Origin of the sequence: Magnetospirillum sp. ME-1 (assembly GCF_002105535.1) — a bacterium.
GTDB lineage: Bacteria > Pseudomonadota > Alphaproteobacteria > Rhodospirillales > Magnetospirillaceae > Phaeospirillum.
The window spans coordinates 1,449,016-1,472,173 of the sequence record NZ_CP015848.1 but is presented as its reverse complement, the minus strand read 5'-3'; the positions used below and the strand labels follow the sequence as shown (position 1 = coordinate 1,472,173).

At 66.5% G+C, this 23,158-nt stretch carries 23 protein-coding genes; 10 read left to right on the top strand and 13 right to left on the bottom strand.

Features of this window, described 5'->3' with window-relative positions:
• Positions 1-40 precede the first annotated feature (40 nt).
• The 6 genes from WV31_RS06825 to WV31_RS06800 all read left to right on the top strand — a co-directional run bounded on the left by WV31_RS06825 (position 41) and on the right by WV31_RS06800 (position 5,478).
• Positions 41-811, top strand: a complete 771-nt coding sequence (locus WV31_RS06825; RefSeq protein WP_085372854.1) for an ABC transporter ATP-binding protein — start codon at positions 41-43, stop codon at positions 809-811.
• Complete coding sequence (locus WV31_RS06820; RefSeq protein ID WP_085372853.1) at positions 804-1,514, top strand: ABC transporter ATP-binding protein; 711 nt, start codon at positions 804-806, stop codon at positions 1,512-1,514. Before WV31_RS06825 ends, WV31_RS06820 begins: the two co-directional genes overlap by 8 nt.
• A gap of 31 nt (positions 1,515-1,545) precedes the next feature.
• Complete coding sequence (locus tag WV31_RS06815; RefSeq protein ID WP_085372852.1) at positions 1,546-2,760, top strand: ABC transporter substrate-binding protein; 1,215 nt, start codon at positions 1,546-1,548, stop codon at positions 2,758-2,760.
• 156 nt (positions 2,761-2,916) lie between these two features.
• Positions 2,917-3,804: a branched-chain amino acid ABC transporter permease gene (locus tag WV31_RS06810; protein ID WP_085372851.1), complete on the top strand. Its 888-nt coding sequence runs from the start codon at positions 2,917-2,919 to the stop codon at positions 3,802-3,804.
• A 4-nt stretch (positions 3,805-3,808) separates the two neighbouring features.
• Positions 3,809-4,756, top strand: coding sequence for a branched-chain amino acid ABC transporter permease (locus WV31_RS06805; RefSeq protein ID WP_085372850.1), 948 nt, complete (start codon positions 3,809-3,811; stop codon positions 4,754-4,756).
• Between the two features lie 20 nt (positions 4,757-4,776).
• The gene (locus WV31_RS06800; RefSeq protein ID WP_237051527.1) at positions 4,777-5,478 is read left to right on the top strand and encodes a Crp/Fnr family transcriptional regulator; all 702 of its coding nucleotides are present in this window, start codon (positions 4,777-4,779) and stop codon (positions 5,476-5,478) included.
• 320 nt (positions 5,479-5,798) lie between these two features.
• On the opposite strand, the gene WV31_RS06795 is transcribed toward WV31_RS06800, so the two are convergent.
• The 8 genes from WV31_RS06795 to pdhA all read right to left on the bottom strand — a co-directional run bounded on the left by WV31_RS06795 (position 5,799) and on the right by pdhA (position 13,401).
• Entirely contained in the window at positions 5,799-6,227 is a 429-nt protein-coding gene (locus WV31_RS06795; protein ID WP_085372849.1) for a type II toxin-antitoxin system RatA family toxin, read from the bottom strand.
• A 1-nt stretch (position 6,228) separates the two neighbouring features.
• Entirely contained in the window at positions 6,229-7,167 is a 939-nt protein-coding gene (gene lipA, locus WV31_RS06790; RefSeq protein WP_085372848.1) for a lipoyl synthase, read from the bottom strand.
• 95 nt (positions 7,168-7,262) lie between these two features.
• Positions 7,263-8,651, bottom strand: coding sequence for a dihydrolipoyl dehydrogenase (gene lpdA / locus WV31_RS06785; RefSeq protein WP_085372847.1), 1,389 nt, complete (start codon positions 8,649-8,651; stop codon positions 7,263-7,265).
• 13 nt (positions 8,652-8,664) lie between these two features.
• The gene (locus tag WV31_RS06780) at positions 8,665-9,111 is read right to left on the bottom strand and encodes a hypothetical protein (protein WP_237051526.1); all 447 of its coding nucleotides are present in this window, start codon (positions 9,109-9,111) and stop codon (positions 8,665-8,667) included.
• A gap of 40 nt (positions 9,112-9,151) precedes the next feature.
• Positions 9,152-9,730 (bottom strand): hypothetical protein, encoded by a 579-nt coding sequence (locus tag WV31_RS06775; RefSeq protein ID WP_085372845.1) that lies wholly within the window; start codon positions 9,728-9,730, stop codon positions 9,152-9,154.
• A 13-nt stretch (positions 9,731-9,743) separates the two neighbouring features.
• On the bottom strand, positions 9,744-11,015 hold the full coding sequence (locus WV31_RS06770; protein ID WP_085372844.1) for a pyruvate dehydrogenase complex dihydrolipoamide acetyltransferase: 1,272 nt from the start codon (positions 11,013-11,015) through the stop codon (positions 9,744-9,746).
• A 15-nt stretch (positions 11,016-11,030) separates the two neighbouring features.
• Positions 11,031-12,386 carry a pyruvate dehydrogenase complex E1 component subunit beta gene (locus tag WV31_RS06765; protein ID WP_085372843.1) on the bottom strand — a complete coding sequence of 452 codons (1,356 nt, stop codon included), beginning with the start codon at positions 12,384-12,386 and terminating at the stop codon, positions 11,031-11,033.
• A 16-nt stretch (positions 12,387-12,402) separates the two neighbouring features.
• Complete coding sequence (gene pdhA, locus WV31_RS06760) at positions 12,403-13,401, bottom strand: pyruvate dehydrogenase (acetyl-transferring) E1 component subunit alpha (protein ID WP_085372842.1); 999 nt, start codon at positions 13,399-13,401, stop codon at positions 12,403-12,405.
• A gap of 346 nt (positions 13,402-13,747) precedes the next feature.
• Between pdhA and WV31_RS06755 the strand changes: the two genes are divergently transcribed.
• Both WV31_RS06755 and WV31_RS06750 read left to right on the top strand, forming a co-directional pair.
• Complete coding sequence (locus tag WV31_RS06755; RefSeq protein ID WP_168185866.1) at positions 13,748-15,598, top strand: efflux transporter outer membrane subunit; 1,851 nt, start codon at positions 13,748-13,750, stop codon at positions 15,596-15,598.
• Between the two features lie 3 nt (positions 15,599-15,601).
• Entirely contained in the window at positions 15,602-16,327 is a 726-nt protein-coding gene (locus WV31_RS06750; protein WP_085372840.1) for an MgtC/SapB family protein, read from the top strand.
• A 2-nt stretch (positions 16,328-16,329) separates the two neighbouring features.
• Here the strand turns inward: WV31_RS06750 and WV31_RS06745 are convergent, their stop codons facing one another.
• The 5 genes from WV31_RS06745 to WV31_RS06725 form a co-directional block, all read right to left on the bottom strand.
• Positions 16,330-18,267 carry an ATP-binding protein gene (locus WV31_RS06745; protein WP_237051525.1) on the bottom strand — a complete coding sequence of 646 codons (1,938 nt, stop codon included), beginning with the start codon at positions 18,265-18,267 and terminating at the stop codon, positions 16,330-16,332.
• Positions 18,268-18,421: 154 nt separating this feature from the next.
• Positions 18,422-19,594: a hypothetical protein gene (locus WV31_RS06740; protein WP_085372838.1), complete on the bottom strand. Its 1,173-nt coding sequence runs from the start codon at positions 19,592-19,594 to the stop codon at positions 18,422-18,424.
• Positions 19,595-19,700: 106 nt separating this feature from the next.
• Positions 19,701-20,483, bottom strand: a complete 783-nt coding sequence (locus WV31_RS06735) for a metal ABC transporter permease (RefSeq protein ID WP_085372837.1) — start codon at positions 20,481-20,483, stop codon at positions 19,701-19,703.
• Positions 20,476-21,261, bottom strand: coding sequence for an ATP-binding cassette domain-containing protein (locus tag WV31_RS06730; protein WP_237051524.1), 786 nt, complete (start codon positions 21,259-21,261; stop codon positions 20,476-20,478). Before WV31_RS06730 ends, WV31_RS06735 begins: the two co-directional genes overlap by 8 nt.
• The gene (locus WV31_RS06725; RefSeq protein ID WP_085372836.1) at positions 21,258-21,740 is read right to left on the bottom strand and encodes a Fur family transcriptional regulator; all 483 of its coding nucleotides are present in this window, start codon (positions 21,738-21,740) and stop codon (positions 21,258-21,260) included. Before WV31_RS06725 ends, WV31_RS06730 begins: the two co-directional genes overlap by 4 nt.
• Before the next feature lie 66 nt (positions 21,741-21,806).
• Between WV31_RS06725 and WV31_RS06720 the strand changes: the two genes are divergently transcribed.
• A complete protein-coding gene (locus WV31_RS06720) occupies positions 21,807-22,721 on the top strand; it encodes a zinc ABC transporter substrate-binding protein (RefSeq protein WP_085372835.1) in 915 nt (304 codons plus the stop codon).
• A 32-nt stretch (positions 22,722-22,753) separates the two neighbouring features.
• Positions 22,754-23,152: a phosphoribosyl-AMP cyclohydrolase gene (gene hisI, locus WV31_RS06715; RefSeq protein WP_085372834.1), complete on the top strand. Its 399-nt coding sequence runs from the start codon at positions 22,754-22,756 to the stop codon at positions 23,150-23,152.
• The last annotated feature ends 6 nt before the right edge of the window (positions 23,153-23,158 follow it).

Genomic DNA, 23,158 nt, shown 5'->3' with positions numbered 1-23,158 from the left:
CCAGCCCGCCGGATTCAGGTCGCCGCAGGGAGGTGTCCGCATGGGTGACGACTTGATCGTCGAGACCCGCTCCTTGACCAAGGAGTTCAAGGGTTTCGTCGCGGTATCCGACGTCAATCTCAAGGTCCGCCGCCATACCATCCACGCGCTGATCGGCCCCAACGGCGCCGGCAAGACCACCTGCTTCAATCTGGTGACCAAGTTCCTGACCCCCACGCGGGGCCAGATCCTGTTCAACGGCACCGACATCACCCATACCCAGCCGGCCGCCATCGCCCGCCAGGGCATGGTGCGCTCGTTCCAGATCTCGGCGGTGTTCGGCCATCTGACGGTGCTGGAGAACGTGCGCGTCGCGCTGCAGCGCAAGCAGGGGAAGTCGTTCCAGTTCTGGCGCTCGGGCGAGTGCCTGAACGAGCTGAACGCCCGGGCCGAGGAACTGATCGAGGCGGTGGGCGTCGCCGAATACCGCGATATTCCGGCCGGCGAGCTGTCCTACGGCCGCAAGCGGGCCTTGGAGATCGCCACCACCCTGGCGCTCGACCCGGAAATGCTGCTGCTGGACGAGCCCATGGCCGGCATGGGCACCGAGGACGTCCGGCGCACCGCCGAACTGATCCGCCGGGTGGCGGCCAACCGCACCATCCTGATGGTCGAGCACAACCTCAACGTGGTCGCCGACCTTTCGGACACCATCACGGTGCTGAAGCTGGGCCGGGTGCTGGCCGAGGGCAGCTACGCCGAGATCACCGACAACCCCGAGGTGGTGGAAGCCTACATGGGCTCGGGCCACGGAGCGGCAGGCCATGGCTGATCCCGAAATCCTCCTCTCGGTCCGCGACCTGCACGCCCATTACGGCGAGTCCCACGTGCTGCACGGCATGAGCTTCGACGTGCCCAAGGGCGAGGTGGTGACCCTCTTGGGCCGCAACGGCGTCGGCAAGACCACCACCATGCGCTCCATCATGGGCATCGTGGGCAAGCGCTCGGGTTCGGTGAAATACATGGGGACCGAAACCGTCGGCCTCTCGTCCAACCGCATCGCGCGGCTGGGGCTGGCCTATTGCCCGGAAGAGCGCGGCATCTTCTCGTCGCTGTCGGTCAGGGAAAACATGGTGCTGCCCCCGGTGATCAAGCCGGGCGGCCTGTCGCTCGACGAGGTCTACGCCCTGTTCCCCCGTCTGCTCGAGCGCGCCTCCAGCCAGGGCACCAAGCTGTCGGGCGGCGAGCAGCAGATGCTGGCCATCGCCCGAATCCTGCGCACCGGAGCCGACATGCTGTTGCTGGACGAACCCACCGAGGGCCTGGCCCCGGTCATCGTCCAGCACATCGGCGACATCATCCGCACCTTGAGGGAGAAAGGATTCACCATCCTTCTGGTGGAACAGAACTTCCACTTCGCCGCCACCGTCGCCGACCGCCATTACGTGGTCGAGCACGGGCAGGTGATCGACATGATCCCCAACGAATCCCTGGCGGCCAACATGGACAAGCTGAAGAGCTATCTCGGCGTTTGAAGACGAACCAAATCAACGGGAGGACTTTACCATGGTGATGAAGAAGCTGCTTCTCGGCGCCGCCGCGCTGGCCCTGTCGGCCGGCGCCGCCCAGGCCCAGTACAGCGACGGCAAGGTCAAGATCGGCGTGCTGACCGACCTGTCGGGCACCTATTCCGACCTGGCCGGCAAGGGCACCATCGTGGCCGCCCAGATGGCCATCGACGATTTCGGCGGCAAGTTGAACGGCCAGCCCATCGAGCTGATCTCCGCCGACCACCAGAACAAGGCCGACATCGCGTCGGGCATCGCGCGCAAGTGGTATGACACCGAGCAGGTGGACGTCATCGCCGAGCTGGTGACCACGGCGGCGGCCATCGCGGTGCGCGAAGTCTCCAAGGAAAAGGGCAAGGTCGATCTGATCTCGGGCGCCGCCTCGACGCCTCTTACCAACGACAAGTGCTCGCCCACCGGCTTCCACTGGACCTACGACACCTACGCCATGGCGGTGGGCACCGGCGACGCGGTGGTGAAGAACGGCGGCAAGACCTGGTTCTTCCTCACCGCCGACTACGCCTTCGGCCACAACCTGCAGGCCCAGACCGAACGCGTGGTCAAGGCCAATGGCGGCACGGTCAAGGGCGCGGTGAAGCACCCCTTCCCCAATTCCGACTTCTCGTCCTTCCTGCTGCAGGCCCAGGCGTCGGGCGCCCAGATCATCGGCCTGGCCAATGCCGGCGCCGACACCATCAACGCCATCAAGCAGGCCAAGGAATTCGGCATCACCCAGGCGGGCCAGTCCCTGGCCGGTCTGCTGGTGTTCATCACCGACGTGCATTCCCTGGGCCTGGAAAACGCCCAGGGCATGATGCTGACCACCGGCTTCTACTGGGACATGGATGAAGGCACCCGCGCCTGGTCCAAGCGCTGGTCCGAGAAGATGGGCGGCGGCAAGATGCCGTCCATGGTCCATGCCGGCACCTATTCCCAGGTGCTGCACTACCTGAAGGCCGCGGCGGCCGCCAAGTCCGACGAGGGCATCAAGGTGGCCGACGAGATGCGCAAGCTGCCCATTCAGGACTTCTTCGCCAAGAACGGCAAGATCCGCGCCGACGGCCGCATGGTCCACGACATGTATCTGGCCCAGGTGAAGAAGCCCTCCGAGTCCAAGGGGCCCTGGGACTACTACAAGATCGTCCGCACCATTCCGGGCGACGAGGCCTACCAGCCGCTGTCCGAGAGTACCTGTCCGCTGGTGAAGAAGTAAGAGTGCCCGCAACCAACCTGTCATCCTGACGACCGAAGGGAGGAAGGATCTTTCAGACCGAGACGGCAATCGCCATCGCCTGAAAGGTCCTTCGGCTTCGCCTCAGGATGACGGATTGGATTGTTCGGGAAGTATAGAAGGGGGAGCCCCAAGCCCATGATGACCATCCTCGGCATACCGACCCAGGCCCTGTTCGGGCAATTGCTGCTGGGTCTCATCAACGGCGCGTTCTACGCCATGCTCAGCCTGGGGCTGGCGCTGATCTTCGGGCTTCTCAACATCATCAATTTCAGTCACGGCGCCCTTTACATGATGGGGGCCTTCGTCGCCTGGGCGGCGCTGAACTTCCTGGGGATGGGCTATTGGCCCGCCCTGATCGTCGCACCTTTGGTGGTGGCGGTGGTCGGCATCGTCATCGAGCGCACCATGCTGTGCCGGCTCTATAAGCTGGACCACCTCTACGGCCTGCTGCTCACCTTCGGCCTGGCGCTGATCATCGAAGGCCTGTTCCGCGAAGGATACGGCGTGTCGGGCCAGCCCTACGCGGTCCCCAAGGAATTGGCCGGCGGCTGGAACCTGGGCTTCATGTTCCTGCCCATCTATCGCGGCTGGGTGGTGGTGGCCTCGCTGATCCTCTGCCTGGGCACCTGGTACGCCATCGAGAAGACCAAGCTGGGCGCTTACTTGCGCGCCGGCACCGAGAATCCCACCCTGGTCCAGGCCTTCGGCATCAACGTGCCGCTGATGATCACGCTCACCTACGGCTTCGGCGTGGCCCTGGCCGCCATCGCCGGCGTGCTGGCCGCCCCCATCTATCAGGTCAGCCCCAAGATGGGCTCGGACCTGATCATCGTGGTGTTCGCCGTGGTGGTGATCGGCGGCATGGGGTCCATCATGGGCTCCATCGTTACCGGCTACATGCTGGGGCTGGTGGAGGGCCTGACCAAGGTGTTCTACCCCGAAGCCGCCAGCACCGTGATCTTCATGGTGATGGTGGTGGTGCTGCTGATCAAACCGGCCGGCCTGTTCGGCAAGGGAGCCTGAGGCCATGACCGTGACCAAGATTGCCTCGCGACAGATCCCCTTCGTCCTGGCCCTGCTGGCCGTGGCCCTGGTCCTGCCCTTCACCGTCTATCCGGTGTTCCTGATGAAGGGGCTGTGCTTCGGCCTGTTCGCCGCCGCCTTCAACCTGCTGCTGGGCTATGTGGGGCTGTTGTCCTTCGGCCACGCCATGTTCTTCGGCTGGTCGGCCTATCTCACCGCCCATGCCGCCAAGGAATGGGGCCTGACGCCAGAGATCGCCATCCTGCTGGGCGTGGCGTTGGCCACCGTGCTGGGGGCCGTGGTCGGCTGGCTGGCCATCCGCCGCCAGGGCATCTACTTCTCCATGATCACCCTGGCCCTGGCCCAGTTGGGCTTCTTCGTGGCGGTGCAGGCCCCCATGACCCACGGCGAGGACGGCATCCAGGGCGTGCCCAGGGGCCATCTGTTCGGGCTGATCGACCTGTCCAACACCATGACCATGTACTACTTCGTGCTGGCGGTGTTCGTGCTCTCGCTGCTGTTCCTCCACCGGGTGGTGAATTCGCCGTTCGGACAGGTGCTGAAGGCCATCCGTGACAACGAGCCCCGCGCCATCTCGCTCGGCTACGAGGTCAGCCGCTACAAGCTGATCGCCTTCGTGCTGTCCGCCGCCTTCGCCGGCCTGGCCGGTTCCCTGAAGAGTCTGGTGTTCCAGCTTGCCTCGCTGGCCGACGTCAACTGGCACATGTCGGGCGAGGTGGTGCTGATGACCCTGCTGGGCGGGGTCGGCACCGTGCTGGGGCCGACGGTGGGTGCCTTCCTGGTGGTGGCCATCCAGGATTTCTTCGCCGGGGTGGGCTCGTGGGTCATCATCATCCAGGGCGTCATCTTCGTTGTTTGCGTGTTGTTGTTCCGTAGCGGTATGATCGGCGTGCTGGCGCCTTGGCTGAAGAGGCGCGGCATTACTGGCTAAGGTGGGGAGATAGGCCGAGCATGCCGGAAACCGTACTGCGTCGCCGCGAGATGCTGGCGAACACGCCTTTGTTCGCGTCCGTCCAGACCGACCTGCTCGACGAGCTGGCGGCCAAGGCCAAGATGGTCAAGGTCGATGCCCGCGAAACCCTGTTTTCCAAGGGCGATCCCGGCGACCGGCTCTATCTGGTGGCCAAGGGCATGATCCGTATCGGCGTGCTGTCCGCCGATGGGCGCGAGGTGACCTACGGCCTGATCAAGCCCGGCCAGTTGTTCGGTGAGATCGCCGTTCTGGACGGCAAGGAGCGCTCGGCCGACGCCACCGCCATGGAGGCCACCGAGCTGATCGCCCTGGAGCGCAAGGACGTCCACGCCTTCCTGCACAACCATCCCGTCCAGGCCCTGCACCTGATCGAGGTGCTGTGCGAGCGCATCCGCAAGGCCGACAACCAGCTGGAAGACATGGTGTTCCTGTCGCTCCCCTCCCGTCTGGCCAAGCATCTTTTGATGCTCGACCAGACCCTGGGGACCAAGCCCAAGGCCGGTGGCCCGTCCACCATCAAGCTGTCGCAGCAGGAAATCGCCGACCATCTGGGCATCAGCCGGGAAAGCGTCAACAAGGTGCTGTCCAAGTGGGAACAGGCGGGTATCGTGACGCTGGGCCGCGGCCAGATCACGCTGAACAAGGTCGCCGCCCTGGAGGGGCTGACCTCTCTCGATTGAGCGCGCACCGCCTGTCATCCCGACGCCCTGGGCGGAGGGATCTCATCCTGACCCGGCTTTTCCAATTCTGAAGCGTTCTGTCAGACCGAGATTCCTCGGCTTTGCCTCGGAATGACAGCGCTTGTGTGAGAGTCTTCACAGACGAAGATATGCCGCCGCCCCTACATTGGTCCCGTCACGAATTCCAGTCCGTCCCCTCCTCGAACGAACGAACGGGACTGCAGACGGGCCCGAGGGTGACTTTTGGGGCACTACCTCTGGGCAAAAGCCTCCGGCGATGATCCTCCGCCGGGGGCTTTTTCCGTTGTTGGGGATGGTGATCAGCCGTACAGCTGCCTGGCGCGCTTTTCGAAGGCGCCGACCATCAGCTTGACCGCCTCGTTGAACAGGGCGCCGATCATGGTCTGGAGCAGCCTGGAGCGGAACTCGAAATCCACGTAGAAGTCGATCTCGGTTCCCTGGGGGTGGGGCTTGAAGATCCAGTGATTGTTCAGATGCTTGAACGGACCTTCGGTATAGGTGACGTCCACACGGTTGGGGCGCGACAGGGTCACCTTGGAGGTGAAGCGCTCGCGCACCATCTTGAAGCCGATCACCAGGTCGGCGAAGAACACGTCGCCATCGCGCGAACGGATGCGGGACGCCACGCACCAGGGCAGGAATTCAGGGTAGCGCGCCACGTCGGCCACCAGATCGAACAACTGCTCCGGGGTATAGGGCAGGATGCGCTGCTCGGCGTGGGTCGGCATCTTACCCCTGGCGGCGCAGACGTTCGGCCTTCAGCGCCTCGAAGTCGCGGTCGGCGTGATGGCTGGAACGGGTGAGCGGCGTCGCCGCCACCATGAGGAAGCCCTTGGCCCGCGCGATGTCGCGGTATTCGGCGAATTCGTCGGGGGTGACGAAGCGCTCGACGGCGGCATGCTTCAAGGTCGGCTGCAGATACTGGCCGATGGTGATGAAGTCCACCCCGGCCGAGCGCATGTCGTCCATGACCTGCAGCACTTCGTCCTTTTCCTCGCCCAGGCCGACCATGATGCCCGACTTGGTGAAGATGGCCCCATCGGCCTCCTTGGCCCGCTGCAGCACGCGCAGCGAGTCGAAATAGCGCGCACCCGGCCGGATGCCGGGATAAAGGCGCGGCACGGTTTCCAGATTGTGATTGAACACGTCGGGGCGCGCCGTGGCGATGCGCTCGACCCCGTCGCCCTTGCCGCGGAAATCAGGCGTCAGCACCTCGATGGTGCATTGGGGCGAGGTGGCGCGGATGCGCTCGATGCAGGCGACGAACTGGAAGGCGCCGCCATCGGCCAGATCGTCGCGGTCCACCGAGGTGATCACCACATGCTTCAACCCCATGGCCTTGACCGAATCGGCCAGATGCTCGGGCTCGGCCAGATCGACGGCGCCCTTGGGGTTGCCGGTCTTGACGTTGCAGAAGGCGCAGGCCCGGGTGCAGGTGTCGCCGAGAATCATGAAGGTGGCGTGCTTGTGCTTCCAACACTCGCCGATATTGGGACACGCCGCTTCCTCGCACACCGTGTGCAGGTTCTTTTCCCGCATCAGGCGGCGCACCTCGGCCGCCTCTTCCGAGGTCGGGGCCTTGACCCGGATCCAGTCGGGCTTGCGCGGACTGATCTGGTCCGGCTTGCGGGCTTTTTCGGGATGGCGCAGGGGCTGCGTGTCGTTCATGGCGTAGATTTCGTCCAGGCTCGATGGAAGGTCAAGAAAAACAAACGGCCGGGCAAAGGCATTCCCCCGCCCGGCCGCTCTTGAATGCTTCAAGACTAGAAGTGGACCGCCCTTCCGTAGGCGTCCAGGACCGATTCGTGCATCATCTCGGACAGGGTCGGATGGGCGAAGACGGTGTGCATCAGCTCGGCCTCGGTGGTTTCCAGGGTCTTGGCGACCACGTAACCCTGGATCATCTCGGTGACCTCGGCGCCGATCATGTGGGCGCCCAGCAATTCGCCGGTACGTGCGTCGAACACCGTCTTGATCATGCCCTCGGTCTCGCCCAAGGCAATGGCCTTGCCGTTGGCCATGAAGGGGAAGCGGCCGACCTTGACCTGATACCCCTTCTCCTTGGCCTTGGCCTCGGAAAGCCCCACCGACGCCACCTGGGGATGGCAATAGGTGCAGCCGGGGATCTTGCGCATGTCCAGCGGATGGACGTCGGGAAGACCCTTGATCTTTTCCACGCAGATCATGGCCTCGTGGCTGGCCTTGTGCGCCAGCCAGGGCGCGCCGGCGATGTCGCCGATGGCGTAGATGCCGGGTTCGCCGGTGCGGCAATACTCGTCGGTGATGACGTGGGTGCGCTCCACCTTGATCCGGGTAGCCTCCAGGCCGATGTTCTCGACGTTGCCGACGATGCCGATGGCGGTGATGACCCGGTCCACGGTCAGCTCGTGGGTCTTGCCGCCCGCCTCGATGGTGACGGTGACGTCGGAGGCCCCCTTCTTGAGGCCCTTGATGTTGGCGCCCACCAGGATCTTCATGCCCTGCTTCTCGAAGGACTTCTGCGCCATGGCGCTGATCTCGGCGTCCTCCACCGGCAGCACGCGGTCCATGGCCTCGGCCACGGTGACCTGGGCCCCCAGGGCGTTGAAGAAGCTGGCGAACTCGATGCCGATGGCACCCGAGCCGATGACCAGCAGACGCTTCGGCATGGTATCGGGGACCAGGGCTTCCTTGTAGGTCCAGATGAACTTGCCATCGGGCTCGAAACCGGGAAGAACGCGGGCCCGCGCACCGGTGGCCAGGATGATGTGGGGCGCCGAAATGGTGGGCTTGCCCTCGATGGCCACCTTGCCGCCACCCGCGAGCTTGGCGGTACCTTCGATGACGGTGACCTTGTTCTTCTTCAAGAGATGCTTGACGCCGCCCTGCAACTGGGCCGAGACGCCGCGCGAGCGCGCCACGATCTTGGCCAGGTCGAAGGAGGCGCCGGGAGCGGACAGGCCGTAGGCATCGGCATGCTGCATGTTGCGGTAGACCTCGGCCGAGCGCAGCAGGGCCTTGGTGGGAATGCAGCCCCAGTTGAGGCAGATGCCGCCCAGGTGCTCGCGCTCCACCAGCGCGGTGTTTAGCCCCAACTGTGCGGCGCGGATGGCGGCCACATAGCCGCCGGGGCCGCCGCCGATGACGATGATGTCGAAGCTGTTCTCGGCCATCTTTCTCTCCAGTCTATTCCGGCGAGCCGGGGAAAATCATGTTCAGGCGGCCTTCGATTTCCATGTCGTAGGCCTCGGCCAGCCGCCAGACATGCACCCCCAGCAATTCGCGGAAGGCGCCCAGCAACTGGTAGAAGACGAAGGTCGGCATCTGGTAGCGCCGCCCGGTGCGCCGGTCCCAGGACTCGGCCTCCAGGATATATTTGCGGCAGGCGGCGCGCATGGCGGCCAGCAGGTCGTCGGCCGGCGTGCCCGGCGGCAGCAGTTCGGCGGTCTCGCCGATCAGGCGCTTGGCATCGACCACGGCGCGGTAGCAGCGCTCCTGCTCTTCCGGCAGGACGCCGCGATTGCAGAAGGCGGGGTTGTTCTCGATCATCGCCACCAGACCGGCCAGGGCCGACCGCTCGGCGACGCTTCCGGCGGGAAACGGCGTCACCGGCATGCCCGGCTGGCGGGGCATCTCCCTTACTCTTAAACCCATCTCACTCCCTCCCGGTTTCTTATTGCCCGGTCAAAGGCCGCCAGGCCTGGTCCAGGTCGAAACTCAGATCGTGCTCGGCCACGTAATGGTCGAGAAAGGCGTCGAAATCACCGAATTCCAGCGTGATGAAGGTCTCCAGCGCCTTGGCCTTGTCGCGGTAGAGCCCCATCAGGTCGAAGCGCCAGCCGCCGCCCGCCCGCTCGGCGGCAACCAGGGTGCCCTGGTCCTCGCCGTCGAACAGGCAACGGAAGGTCAGGCGGTCCGGCCCCTGCTCCGCCACCAGATCGCCCAGTTCCCAGGCGTCCATCATGACGTCGAGATAGGGAAAGGCGGTGAAGCCCAGGACGAAGGCCGGTCCCGGCCCCGCCCCGCTCAAATCGGCGGGTTCGGGCATGCCGCGATAGCGCACCACCCAGAAGCGGGACAGCATGTCCACCGCGTCGAGGGCGGCACGGTCGCCATGGGCGAACAGGGTCAGAAGTTTCTCGCCCCATGCCAGGGATTCGCCGGCCAGCCGTCCCGCGATGAACGGAAAACGCTCATCGCGGAAATCGGCCTTCAGGCTGGCGAAGGCGGCGAGCACGGCCTCGCGGCTCATGGCGCGCCCTCCCCTACAGCAGCATGGACAGCGGGTCTTCGATCAGCTTCTTGAAGGCGGCCAGGAACTCGGCCCCCACCGCGCCGTCCACCACGCGGTGATCGACGGACAGGGTGCAGGTCATCACCGTGGCCACGGCCAGGGCGCCGTTCTTCACCACCGGGCGCTGCTCGCCCGCGCCCACCGCCAGGATGCAGCCCTGGGGCGGGTTGATGATGGCGGCGAACTCCTTGATCCCGAACATGCCGAGATTGGAGATGGTGAAGCCGCCGCCCTGGAACTCCTCAGGCTTCAGCTTGTTGTCCCTTGCCTTGCCTGCCAACGCCTTCATCTCGTTGGAGATCTCGGCCAGCCCCTTGTGATCGGCATGATGCACGATGGGGGTGATGAGGCCGGACGGCGTCGCCACCGCCACCGAGATGTCGATGTCGGTATAGCGCTTGATGGCCTCCTCGCCCCAGGACGCATTGGCGGCGGGCACCTTCTTCAGGGCCAGCGCCACGGCGCGCACCACGAAGTCGTTGACCGACAGCTTGTAAGCATCGGACCGGCCGTTGAGGTCGGCGCGCACCTTCAGCAGGGCATCCAGCTCGCAATCGATGCTGAGATAGAAGTGCGGAATGGTGCTCTTGGCCTCGGTCAGGCGCCGGGCGATGATCTTGCGCATGGAGGAGTTGGGAATCTCCTCGAAGGCCGGCTCGAACGGGCTGGCGGCGGCCGAAGCCGGGGCGGTCTTGGGGGCCGGAGCCGGAGCGGCAGCGGCAGCCGGAGCAGCGGCGGCCTTGGCACCACCGCCGGCGATGGCGGCCTCCACGTCGGCCTTGACGATGCGGCCATGGGGACCGGAGCCCTTGATCGCCGCAAGATCCACATTGCCGTTCCTGGCGATGCGCTTGGCCAGGGGCGAGGCGAAGACGCGGTCGCCGCCATGGGCGGCGGCCGGCGCGGCAACCGGAGCAGCCGCGACCGGAGCAGCGGCGGCTACGGCCGGAGCGGCAGCGGCCTTGGGGGCCGGAGCGGCGGAAATGGCCGAGGCATCCTCGCCCTCTTCCAGCAGCACGGCGATGGGGGTGTTGACCGCCACGCCCGAGGTGCCGCCGGCCACCAGAATCTTGCCCAGGATGCCTTCGTCCACGGCTTCGAATTCCATGGTCGCCTTGTCGGTCTCGATCTCGCACAGGATGTCGCCGGACTTGACGGCGTCACCCTCGGCCTTCAGCCACTTGGCCAGGTTGCCCTCGGTCATGGTCGGCGAGAGGGCGGGCATCAGGATTTGAACAGGCATGGTGCTTCCCCCCTCTTAGGACCGGTAGCAGACGGAACGGGCGGCGGCGGCCACCTGCTCGGCCTGCGGCAGGGCCAGCTTTTCCAGATTGGCGGCGTAGGGCATGGGCACGTCGGCCCCGGCCACGCGCACCACCGGCGCATCCAGCCAGTCGAAGGCGTGCTCCATCATCAGCGCGGCGATCTCGGAGCCGATACCGGCCACCGGCCAGCCCTCTTCCACCGAGACGATGCGGTTGGTCTTCTGGACCGAGGCGACGATGGTGGCCGTGTCCAGGGGACGGATGGAGCGCAGGTTGATCACCTCGGCCTCGATGCCCTCGGCCTTGAGGATCTCGGCGGCGTCGAGCGCGATCTGCACCATGCGGGAATAGGCGGTGATGGTCACATGGGCGCCGGCCCGCTCGATCTTGGCCTTGCCGATGGGCAGGACGAAATCGGGATCATCGGGCACGTCGAAGCTCTGGCCGTAGAGCAGCTCGTTTTCCAGGAACACCACCGGATTGGGATCGCGGATGGCGGCCTTGAGCAAGCCCTTGGCGTCGGCGGCGCTCCACGGCGCCAGCACCTTCAGGCCGGGGCAATGGGCGTACCACGAGGCGTAATCCTGGCTGTGCTGGGCGCCGACGCGGCTTGCGGCGCCGTTGGGGCCGCGGAACACGATGGAGCACGGCTGCTGGCCGCCCGACATGTACAGCGTCTTGGCCGCCGAATTGATGACGTGGTCGATGGCCTGCATGGAGAAGTTCATGGTCATGAACTCGACGATGGGCTTCAACCCCGCATAGCCGGCACCACAGGCCAGGCCGGCGAAGCCCATCTCGGTGATGGGGGTGTCGATGACGCGCTCGGCGCCGAATTCCTCCAAGAGCCCCTGGCTTACCTTGTAGGCGCCCTGGTACTGGGCCACTTCCTCGCCCAGCAGGAAGACGTTGCCATCGGCCCGCATCTCCTCGGCCATGGCGTCGCGCAGGGCTTCGCGCACCGTCTGGCGTTTATAGGAGGCGTAGACCTTTTCCTCGGGCGCCGGAGCGGCGGACAGGGGAACGGCGACCGGAGCGGGCGCAGCGGCAGCGGCAGGCGCCGGAGCGGCGGCAGCCGGAGCGGCGGACAGGGCCGAGGCATCCTCGCCCTCTTCCAGGATCACGGCGATGGGGGTGTTGACCGCCACGCCCTCGGTGCCGCCGGCCACCAGGATCTTGCCCAGGACGCCGTCCTCGACGGCCTCCATCTCCATGGTGGCCTTGTCGGTCTCGATCTCGGCCAGGATGTCGCCGGACTTGACGGAATCGCCCTCGGCCTTCAGCCACTTGGCCAGCTTGCCCTCGGTCATGGTCGGCGACAGCGCCGGCATCAGAACTTGAATCGGCATGTTATGTCCCCCTCGCCTAAGCTTCGATCAGCACGTCGGTCCACAGCTCGGACGGATCCGGCTCGGGACTGGACTGCGAGAACTCGGCGGCTTCGGTGACGATCACCTTGACCTCGCGGTCGATCTCCTTGAGACCGGCCTCGTCGATCAAACCGTCGGCCAGCAGCTTTTCCTTCAGCTGGTCGATGGGATCGTGCTGTTCGCGCATCTTGGTCACTTCCTCCTTGCTCCGGTACTTGGCCGGGTCGGACATGGAGTGGCCGCGATAGCGGTAGGTGTTCATTTCCAGGATGTAGGGGCCCTGGCCCGAACGGGCATGCTCCAGCGCCCGGGCGGCGGCGTCGCGCACGGCGATGACGCTCATGCCGTTCACCGGCTCGCCGGGAATGCCATAGGCGGCGCCGCGCATGTACAGCTCCTGGCCGGCGGCGTGGCGCACCGTCGAGGTACCCATGGCGTACTTGTTGTTCTCGATGACGAAGACAACCGGCAGCTTCCACAGCGCCGCCATGTTGAAGGCCTCGTAAACCTGACCCTGGTTGACGGCGCCGTCGCCGCAATAGACGTGGGCCACGCCATTGTCCTTGGAATACTTGTGGGCGAAGCCCAGCCCGGTGCCCAGCGGCACCTGGGCGCCGACGATGCCGTGGCCGCCATAGAAGCGCTTTTCGCGACTGAACATGTGCATGGAGCCGCCCTTGCCGCGGGAATAGCCGCCGGCGCGCCCCGTCAGCTCGGCCATCACCCCCTTGGGGTCCATGCCGCAGACCAGCATGTGTCCGTGATCACGGTAGGAGGTGATGCAGGAATCCGTCGCCCCGGCCACGGCCTGCATGCCGACCACCACGGCCTCCTGGCCGATATAGAGGTGGCAGAAGCCGTTGATCAGTCCCATGCCGTAGAGCTGGCCCGCCTTTTCCTCGAACCGGCGAATCAGCAGCATCTCGCGGTAATAGCGGATGAGTTCCTGAGGGGTGGGTTCGGCCGCCCCCCGTTCCTTCTTCTTGGTGGCCATGGTTCCTCCCGGAGCCTGAATCGTTCAATGGGGAGATAGGTAAATGAAGCTTCCCTATTTTGCAAGGGACATTTGCCGAAAAAACCGTTGTTTCGTAACGCGCTACTTATCGTTAACTGTAATTTGGTTAATTGCGAGCCGATTGCTGCAATGCAGCATTGACGCGTGAGGCTTGCCGGTCGGAAGACCGAGCCCCGCCCCCTCATGTGGGGAGGGATGCCCTCGACTGAAAGACTACCCGCCCAGCCCATTGGTCGGACGGGTCTTCCGGGGTGGCGGCAATCGTGATACTTACTGAGCCTGTACAGGACCAGGGGAACCAATGGGCAATAGGGAAAGACTGGGATTGTCCGCCCGCGCGGCGCGATGGGCGATGATCGTCGCCTTGACGGTGAGCAGCACCGCCTGCAACGTCACGCCGAAATACGAGCGTCCGAAGCAGGACATCCCCGCCAGCTACCGCAATCCGCTGCCCGAACCGTCGCCGGAAATGCCCAAGCCGCTGTCCCAGTGGTGGAAGATCTTCGGTTCCGAGGAATTGGACAAGCTGGTGGAAGAGGCGCTGGCCAACAACCACGACCTCAAGGCCGCCGCCGCCCGCATCCGGCAGGCCGATGCCACGGCCGGCTCGACCGCCTCGTCATTGCTTCCCACCATCACCGCGTCGGGCAAGCGCTCCGTCGATTCGCCCCAGGGCGGCCAGGGCGCCGATCCAAACGCCCCCACCAACCGCACCCACCGCCTCAGCTCCGCTTATGTCTCCGCCAGCTGGGAAGTGGATCTGTGGGGCAAGATCCGGGCGTCGGAGGCATCCGCGCTGGCCACCGCCTTCGCCAACGTCCATGACCGCGAGGCGGTCGGGCTTTCCATGATCTCCGACGTGGTGCTGAGCTACATCCAGTACCTGGAAGGCATGGACCGCGAGACGGTGGCCCGCAGCAACATCGCCAACATGAAGGCCATGTACCAGGCGGTGTCCGAACGCGTCCGCCTGGGCGAGAGCTCCAATCTGGAACTGGCGCAGCAGCGCAACGTGCTGGCCCAGGCCGAGGCCACCATTCCGCCCATCATCCTCCAGCGCGAACGGGCCTTCAACAAGCTGGCCGTGCTGCTGGGACGTCCGCCCCAGACCCTGGCGCTGAACGGCCGCACCTTGCGCGACCTGCGGGTTCCCGAGGTTTCGGCGGGCCTGCCGTCGGACCTGCTGCTGCGCCGCCCGGACATCCGCAAGGCCGAGGCCAACATGATCGCCGCCAACGCCAATATCGGCGTGGCCCGCGCCAAGCTGTTCCCCACCCTGTCCGTTTCCGGCGACCGCGGCTGGGCCGCCCAATATTTCGATACCATCACCAATCCGAAGAGCATCTTCTTCACCCTGGCCGCCACCATGGCCGCCACCGTGTTCGACAACGGCAAGTCCCGCTCGGACATCGAATACAGCGAGGCCAAGTACGTCGAACTGATCGAGACCTACCAGCAGACCATCCTGGTCAGCCTGCGTGACGTGGAAGACGCGCTGATGGCCGTGCGCCTGCAGGGCGACCTGGAAGTGGCGCAGCAGGAGGTGCTGCAGGCCTCGCTCGACGCCTACGGCCTCAGCTCCGAAGCCTTCCGCCTGGGCATGGTCGATTACCTCAACGTGCTGGAAACCCAGCGCACCCGCTTCCAGGCCGAGGATTCCAAGGTCCAGGCCCGTTTCGGCCGCCTGGAGGCCGCCATCGGGCTCTACAAGTCCCTGGGCGGCGGAATGGAGCTTGACGAAGGGGCGGAGGAGCCGGAGGCCCCCGCTCCCGCCCCGTCAGGCCAAAGCGAGACACGCGCCGCGCCGCCCGCCCCCACCCCGGCTCCGGCTCCGGTTCCGGTTCCGGCCGCCGCTCCCGCGGCAGCTCCTGCCCCGGCTCCGGCTCCGGCCCCGGCCCCGGCCCCCACCCCTGCCGCGACCGAAGCGCCGCCGCCGCCCGCCGCGCCGCTGCCGCCGGTCGAAGCCGAGCCGGCACCGCCCGCGCCGGACATCACTGCTCCGGCGGCCCGCCTGGCCCCGCCGCCGCCCGCCCCCCCGGCGGCACAGGGGGTCGAGACCGTGGTCAGCACCGTCAACGAGCCGGTGTCGTTCCAGTCCCCCGTGGACACGGCCATCCCATCCATGGCGCCCGCCGAGATCTACGAAGCGGCGTCGTTCAACGACAACGCCAGCTAAGGCATGGAAACGCTTCAGGCCTATTGGTCCGGCAAGGAACTGGCCACCAACGGCCTGATCCTGCTGCACATGCTGGGCGCCATGGCCACCGGCCTGATGATCGGCTACGAGCGTTCCTATCACGGACGGGCGGCGGGCTTGCGCACCTATGCCCTGGTCTGCATGGCCTCGACGGCGCTGACCGTGGTCAACGGCTATCCCGCCATGTGGTACGCCGGCCTGTCCGACACGCCGGGCATCGCCGACCCGACCCGCACCATCCAGGGCATCATGACGGGCATCGGCTTTCTGGGCGCCGGCGTGATCATGAAGGAAGGCTTCAGCATCCGCGGCCTGTCCACAGCCGCCTCCATCTGGGTGACGGCGGCGCTCGGCGTGCTGATCGGCGTCGGCTTCTATGGGGCGGCGCTGTTCGGGGCGTTCTGCACCGTGGCGGTGATGACCGCCGCCCGGCGCATCGAGAACGCCCTGCCCCACCAGACGGCGCTGCACCTGACGCTGACCTACCAGCACAACCAGACGCCGCCGGCCGAGGAGATTCACGCCATGCTGTCGCGCCACGGCTTCGTGGCCCGCGACTGGAGCTTCCAGCTGGAAGATGGCGGCGAGTTGTTCCAGTACCAGATGTCGCTGCTGGCCGAGCGCGCCCCCGCCCCCCTGGAACTGCTGGACACGCTGTCCAAGACCCCGTCGCTGGCCGGCTTCCGCCTCGCCCCCGCCCGGTCGTAGGGTCAGTCGGCCGCCAGCAGGCTGAAATGGAAGGTCGAGCCCTTGCCGGGTTCCGATTCCACCCAGATGCGCCCGCCGTTGTGCTGCACCAGCTTGCGGCAGATGGCCAGGCCGATTCCGGTGCCGTCATAGGTCTCGCGCGAGTGCAGGCGCTGGAACAGGGTGAATATGTGGTCCAGCGAGCCCGGCTCCATGCCGATGCCGTTGTCGGCGACGGAGAACACCCAGTTCAGCCCGTCCCGCCGGGCCGAGATACGGATGCGCGCCACCACGTCGCTGCGGCGGTACTTGATGGCGTTGCTCACCAGATTGAGGAAGATGCGGGCCAGTTCCACCCGCCGGGCCGCGACCATGGGCATGGTGCCGATCACTTCGACCACGGCCCCCGACTCGTCCATGGCGGCACCGAGATCGGCCAGGGCTTCGTCGAGGGGAATCCGGCTGTCGACGGGTTCGGATTCACCGCCGTCATGGCGCAGCCTGGAATAGTCCAGAAGATTGGCGATCATCTCCTGCATGCGCTTGGTGCCCTGGACCGCGAAGGCGATGAACTCGTCGGCGTCCTTGTCCAGGCGGCCGCGATAGCGCCGCCCCAGAAGCTGGACATAACCGGCCACGTTGCGCAGCGGTTCCTGCAGATCATGGCTGGCGATATAGGCGAATTGCTGCAGGTCCTCGTTGGATCGCTGCAGGCTTTCCAGCAGACTTTCGCGCTCGGCTTCGGCCCTGAGACGGTCGGTCACATCGCGGACCACCGACAGCACCGCCGGCTGTTCGTCCAGGCTGACCCGGGTGGAAACCACCTCGGTTTCGATGACGTCCCCCTCGGCGGTAAGATAGCGGGTCGAACCGCTGGATACGGACTCGGGCTCGGCCAGCACCGCATCCACCCGTTGGGCGAAGGCGCCACGGCTGTCGGAGTGCACGAAGTCGAAGACATCCCGGCCATCCAGGACCTGGCCTTCGGCAACCCGCAACATGCGCGACGCCTGGGTGTTGGCGAACAGGATGCGGCCATCGCGGTGAACGATCACCGCCACGGGAGCGGTTTCCATCAGGGCACGGTAGCGTTCCTCGCTTTCGGCCATGAACCGCTGGGCGCGGCGCTGGCGCCTGGCGTAGACCGACCAGCCGAACGACACCAGGGCGGTCAGGGCGAACAGCAGCACGCCCATGCCGCGGGTCACCCGCAATTCGCCGTCATCGCCGGACCATCCATCCTTGGGCCAGCCGCCCCTGGGAGTGGCCGCCATGGCCCAGGTCCCGTCGGGCAGGGTCACTTCCATTTCCACCGGCGCGCGCGAAAAGATCGCCTCGTCGCCCCAGATCATCGCGCCGGCCTTGCCCAGGCCGTCGCGGCCGCGCAGCGCCAGATCCAGGGGCAGGCTCGCGGCATCGACGCCGGAGGCGGCGAAGACCCTGGGAATGTCGATCACCACGCTGATCAGGCCGAACAACTTGGGCTCGCCGCCGCCGGGATCCGGCAGGTAGACAGGCACCCGACCGATCAGCGCCGTTCCCCCCTGGATCAGGTTCACCGGCCCGGCCACCACCGGCTTGCGGCTGGTGATGGCGCGCTCCACCGTCGGCCACTGGTCCGGCCGGTCGCGGTAATCCGCGCCCAGAACCGCCCGATTGGGCGCCAGGGGGAAAACCGAGGTGATCACCGTGCCGCGCGACATGGTGAGATTGCGGACGGAATCGTAGTCCTGCATGACCAACGAGGCGGCGCGGGCGAAATCGGCGTCGCTCATGCCGTCGTGAAAGACGATCTGCGCCACCAGCCCCCGGGTGATGAGCAGAGGAGCGGTGAGATTGTATTCCAGACGGGCCCGGATCACGCTGAGCTGCGACACCAGTTCGGCCCGGGCGGCCTCTTGCCGGCGCTCAGCCTGCAGGGCATAGAGCTGCACCAGCGCCAGTCCCGAACAGAATGTCACGAAAGCGGCCATGACGAAGGGAAGCCATGTGGATGGCTTCCTGGCGTCGTCATGAATATTCGCCGAACCGGGCATCCCGGCCTCTCCACCCCAAACCCATGCCTTGGTTATAACACCAATCGCATGAAGACCAAAATTTCCGCGCGCGGAACGGTCACAAAGGCAGGTTGTTGTAGAAATGAACCAGACCGGGAGCCACACGGCGGCGCTCGGTCTCGGTTCCCCCCACCGTCTGCATCAGCTTCCTGAGGAACATGCGGTCGCATTTGGGCATCTCGAAGAACGCCTTCATGGCGATGAGATCGCCGCCGTACTTGGGAAGCTCGCGGATCACCCGGACGATGGCGTCACGGAACGCGCCCTCGCGGGCCTGGTCGTGGCGGTCCTTGGGGTGGAACTCCTGCTGGTAGAGCAGCGCCACTTCGCGCCAGGCCTCCATCAGCGCCTCGGGCTCCCAGCGGATCACCGAATGGAGCAGCGGAATATCGGCCTCGTCGGGAGACGGGAAACCGCCCGCCTTGGACCAGTCATGGAACACCGCCCAGGGATCGTTGGCCTTGGCGTGCTTGGCACCCACGCCTTCCGACTTGTAGGCGGCCCAGCGGGAATCCCAGGTGTCGAGGATGGGGTTGCCCTGCCCTCCCTGCTGGATGATGCCGATCAGCCGGTTGGGGCCGGTCGCATCCCAGGTCCGGCTTTCCGACAGTTCCTTGATGCGCTTGGTGGCGCGGATGTCGGGCAGCACGAACTTGCGCAGCAGGGTCTCGTAGCAATTGGCGAAGCCGGGCGAGATGATGAAGGGCAGCGGAATATGCGGGCGCAGGCTGGCGGCACCGGCGGGATTGACCACCAGCACCTGCAGCGCGCGCCGGGCATAGCGGGCCAGGGTCTCGTCGAACATCTGGCGGAAGTTGTCGAAGGCGATGGGCGCCTCCTCCTCCTCCTCGATCACCGCCGGGGGCGGCTCGGGGGCGGCCGGGACCGGGGCGGCCCCCTTGGCGCGATTGACCAGATATTTCTTGGTGACGTCGAACAGCAGCCAGCGTTCCTTGTCCCGCGCGTCGTCGGGTCCGGGGGGCAGCAATCCATCGAAATGCTGGTCGGCGGCGGCGCCAAGCTCCTCGACGTCCATGGCCGCCACGGCACGGTCCAGAATGGTGTCGAACACCACGCCCAGTTCGCGGTCATTGGCCCAGGACTGGGTGTCCGGGTCGGACGACGTCATCCGGCGCAGCATGAGAATCTGCGGCACCTTCAGCCCCGCGGTAACCGCCAGCAGTTCCGCGACCTTGGATTCGAATTTTTCGCGACGCTTGGAATCGTTCATCTTTCAAGGCCTTCTGTCCCTTCTGGGACGCGGCCTCCCCCAAATAACACTAGTGAGGGCTGATGATGGCACCGCCGCTGGCATTGGGCAAGGCCATCCGCTTGGATTATTGCCTGGGAATCACACGCGACAGCAGGAAAAGCGCCGTCGCCACGCTGACGATGCTGGGCCCCGACGGCGTATCCCACAGCCAGCTGCCGCCCAGCCCGAATCCAGCCGCGGCCAGCCCCACGGCCACGGCCCCGGCCGCCATCTGCTCCGGCGTGCGGGCCAGCCGGCGGGCCGTCGCGGCCGGGATGATCAGCATGGCGCTGACCAGCATCACGCCCACCACCTTCATGGCCGCCGCCACACCCAGCGCCACCAGCAGCATCAGCAGGGTGCGGGCGCGGGCGACCTTGTGTCCCTCGACCACGGCCAGATCCTCATCCACCGCCGCCGCCACCAGGGTGCGCCACTGGGAGGCCAGTACCAAAAGGATCACCGCCGCGCCGCCCCACAGCCAGACCAGGTCGTCTCCATTCACCGCCAGGATGTCGCCGAACAGCCAGCCCATCAGATCGACCCTGATCCGCTCCATCAGCGACAGCAGCACCAGCCCCAGCGCCAGCGAGCCGTGGGCCAGGATGCCCAGCAGGGAATCGATGCCGCTGGCGCGGTCGGCCTCGGCGCGCGCCAGGATCAGGGCGGCAATGACGCACAGCGCCGCCACTCCGGCCAGGGGCGCCACGCCCAGCAGCAATCCCGCCACGATGCCGAGCAAGGCGGAATGGGCCAGCGCGTCGCCGAAATAGGCCATGCGGCGCCAGACGACGAAACAGCCCAGCGGTCCGGCCACCAGGGCCACCGCCGCTCCGGCCAGCAGGGCGCGCAGCAGGAAGTCATCCATGGCGGCACCCCGGCCCGTGAACGTGAGGCCGCCCTCCGCCTTCGAGCGGCAGCACCGAACCATCGGCGCCGTGCCCATGGTCGTGGGCATGGGTGTAGATGGCCAGGCTGGCCGCCACCCGGGGGCCGAACAGCGCCAGATATTCGGGATGGCGGCTGACCGCCTCGGGATGGCCGGCGCAGCACACATGGCGGTTGAGGCAGACCACGTGGTCGGTGGCGGCCATCACCACATGCAGATCGTGGGACACCATCAGCACGCCGACGCCCCTATCGCGGGCCTGGGCGGTGATCAGGTCGTACAGCTCGGCCTGCCCGGCCACGTCGACGCCGCCCACCGGCTCGTCCAGCACCAGCAGATCGGGACGGCGCAGCAGGGCGCGGGCCAGCAGCACCCGCTGCAATTCGCCGCCCGACAGGTCGGCCACCTGACGCCCCAGCACATGTCCGGCCCCCACCGTGTCCAGCATGTCCTCGAGAGTCCCGTTGCCCACGCGCCCCGGCACGGCCATGGCCAGGAAGCGGCGCACCGACAGCGGCAGCAGCCTTCCGATGTCCAGGCGCTGGGGCACATAGCCGATGGCGGCGGCACTGCGTTCCACGCTTCCCGCATCGGGGCGCAGCAATCCCAGCGCCACCTTGAGCAGCGACGACTTGCCGGCTCCGTTGGGCCCCACCACGGTGATGATCCGCCCGGCCTCCACGGACAGGTCCACGCGGTCGAGCACCGCATGCCCGCCATGGGTGAGGCGCACCCCGGACATCTGCAGCAGGGTCACGGCGCTTTCCCCTTGGCCCGGCAATCGGGGCACAGCCCCTCGATCTCGATGGTCTGGCGCGCCACGGTGAATCCCAGCCGCCCGGCCGCCCGGCCGATGGCGCCGTCCACCTCCCGGTCCTCCAGCTCCACCGCGATGCCGCATTCGCCGCACAGCAGGAACTGTCCGGCATGGGCGTGGCCCGGATGGATACAGCCGACAAAGGCGTTGAGCAGGGCGATGCGGTGGACCAGCCCATGGGACTGCAGGAATTCCAGCGCCCGGTAAACGGTGGGCGGCGCCGCCGACCATCCCTCCTTGGCCAGGGAATCGAGCAGGGCATAGGCCCCCACCGGCCGGTGGCTGCCCCACACCAGTTCCAGCACCCGGCGGCGGATGTCGGTCAGCCGGGCGCCCCGGCGCCGGCATTCCTCCTCGGCCGCCGCCATGGCGGCGCGGATACAGGCGCCGTGATCGTGCTGGGGTACGGGAAAGCTCATCCTTGCCGCCGCCAAAGTGTTATATTATAACATTCCATCTATTCCATCATGGCACGGAGCGCCCTTATGCGGAAGACCCTGGCGACAGCCCTGTTCCTGTTCGGCCTTGCCGTCCCGTTCGCCCCGGCCCGGGCCGAGGCTCCGGCCGTGCTGGTCAGCATCAAGCCCCTGCATTCCCTGGTGGCCTCGGTAATGGCCGGCGTGGGCGAACCCAGCCTGATCGTGTCGGGCAGCGCGTCGCCCCACGGCTATGCCATGAAGCCCTCCGACGCCCGCGCCGCCGAGAAGGCCAGGCTGGTGGTCTGGGTCGGCCCCGCCCTGGAATCCTGGCTGGAACGCCCCATGGCCCGGCGCAAGGACGGGCTGGCCATGCTGTCGCTGCCCGGCCTGATCCGGCTGGACGCCCGCGAGGGCGGGGCCTGGGAGCGCCATGATCATGACCATCACGGCAAGCATCATGACGAAACCGACCCCCATGTCTGGCTCGACCCGCGCAACGCCCAGCTGCTGGCCGGGGCGGTGGCCGAGCGCCTCGCCGCCCTCGATCCGGCCAACGCATCGCGCTATGCCGCCAATGCCGAGGCCCTGAAGCGGCGGCTTTCCGCCCTGGATACCGAGATCGCCGCCCGACTGGCCCCGGTGACCAAGCGGCCCTATGTGGTGTTCCACGATGCCCACCAGTATTTCGAGGCACGCTACGGAATGTCGCCGGCCGGGGCCATCACCGTCGACCCCGAGCGTCCGCCGGGGCCTAAGCGCATGGCCCAGCTGCGCGACCGGCTGAAGGCCAGCGGGGCGTCCTGCGTCTTCGGCGAGCCCGGCGCCCCCTCGGCCACCGCCACCACCCTGGCCGAGGCGGCGGGCGCGCGCATGGGGCGGCTGGACCCGGAAGGCCTGCTTGTGCCCGCCGGCCCCGATTCCTATGTGCAGCAGATGAAGGGACTGGCCGATTCCCTTGCCGAGTGCCTTACCGCCCGCTAAACCCTTAGCCTCCCGTTGGAGAGGTTTCCGTCATGTCCGCTATCGATTCCGCCGCCGTGCTGCCCAAGCTCAAGTTCAACGCCGATGGGCTGGTGCCCGCCATCGCCCAGCAATTCGACACCGGCGAAGTGCTGATGATGGCCTGGATGAACGCCGAATCGGTGGCCGAGACGCTGGAGACCGGCCGGGTTTGCTATTTCTCGCGCTCGCGCGGCGGATTGTGGCGCAAGGGCGAGACCTCGGGCCAGCAGCAGCGGCTCAAGGACTTCCTGATCGATTGCGACGGCGACACCATCTTGTTGAAGGTGGACCAGGACGGCGTCGCCTGTCACACCGGACGCCGGACCTGCTTTTACACCGCCGCCCGCCCCGAGGGCCTGACCGAGGTGGCGAAGGTGCAGGTGTCGCCCGACGAGCTTTATAAGAAGTGATGTTGG

Bases quoted from the DNA above. Each gene is read 5' to 3' on its own strand.
- WV31_RS06825 (WP_085372854.1), top strand. From the start codon at position 41: ATGGGTGACGACTTGATCGTCGAGACCCGCTCCTTGACCAAGGAGTTC.
- WV31_RS06820 (WP_085372853.1), top strand. From the start codon at position 804: ATGGCTGATCCCGAAATCCTCCTCTCGGTCCGCGACCTGCACGCCCAT.
- WV31_RS06815 (WP_085372852.1), top strand. From the start codon at position 1,546: ATGGTGATGAAGAAGCTGCTTCTCGGCGCCGCCGCGCTGGCCCTGTCG.
- WV31_RS06810 (WP_085372851.1), top strand. From the start codon at position 2,917: ATGATGACCATCCTCGGCATACCGACCCAGGCCCTGTTCGGGCAATTG.
- WV31_RS06805 (WP_085372850.1), top strand. From the start codon at position 3,809: ATGACCGTGACCAAGATTGCCTCGCGACAGATCCCCTTCGTCCTGGCC.
- WV31_RS06800 (WP_237051527.1), top strand. From the start codon at position 4,777: ATGCCGGAAACCGTACTGCGTCGCCGCGAGATGCTGGCGAACACGCCT.
- WV31_RS06795 (WP_085372849.1), bottom strand. From the start codon at position 6,227: ATGCCGACCCACGCCGAGCAGCGCATCCTGCCCTATACCCCGGAGCAG.
- lipA (WP_085372848.1), bottom strand. From the start codon at position 7,167: ATGAACGACACGCAGCCCCTGCGCCATCCCGAAAAAGCCCGCAAGCCG.
- lpdA (WP_085372847.1), bottom strand. From the start codon at position 8,651: ATGGCCGAGAACAGCTTCGACATCATCGTCATCGGCGGCGGCCCCGGC.
- WV31_RS06780 (WP_237051526.1), bottom strand. From the start codon at position 9,111: ATGCCCCGCCAGCCGGGCATGCCGGTGACGCCGTTTCCCGCCGGAAGC.
- WV31_RS06775 (WP_085372845.1), bottom strand. From the start codon at position 9,730: ATGAGCCGCGAGGCCGTGCTCGCCGCCTTCGCCAGCCTGAAGGCCGAT.
- WV31_RS06770 (WP_085372844.1), bottom strand. From the start codon at position 11,015: ATGCCTGTTCAAATCCTGATGCCCGCCCTCTCGCCGACCATGACCGAG.
- WV31_RS06765 (WP_085372843.1), bottom strand. From the start codon at position 12,386: ATGCCGATTCAAGTTCTGATGCCGGCGCTGTCGCCGACCATGACCGAG.
- pdhA (WP_085372842.1), bottom strand. From the start codon at position 13,401: ATGGCCACCAAGAAGAAGGAACGGGGGGCGGCCGAACCCACCCCTCAG.
- WV31_RS06750 (WP_085372840.1), top strand. From the start codon at position 15,602: ATGGAAACGCTTCAGGCCTATTGGTCCGGCAAGGAACTGGCCACCAAC.
- WV31_RS06740 (WP_085372838.1), bottom strand. From the start codon at position 19,594: ATGAACGATTCCAAGCGTCGCGAAAAATTCGAATCCAAGGTCGCGGAA.
- WV31_RS06735 (WP_085372837.1), bottom strand. From the start codon at position 20,483: ATGGATGACTTCCTGCTGCGCGCCCTGCTGGCCGGAGCGGCGGTGGCC.
- WV31_RS06725 (WP_085372836.1), bottom strand. From the start codon at position 21,740: ATGAGCTTTCCCGTACCCCAGCACGATCACGGCGCCTGTATCCGCGCC.
- WV31_RS06720 (WP_085372835.1), top strand. From the start codon at position 21,807: ATGCGGAAGACCCTGGCGACAGCCCTGTTCCTGTTCGGCCTTGCCGTC.
- hisI (WP_085372834.1), top strand. From the start codon at position 22,754: ATGTCCGCTATCGATTCCGCCGCCGTGCTGCCCAAGCTCAAGTTCAAC.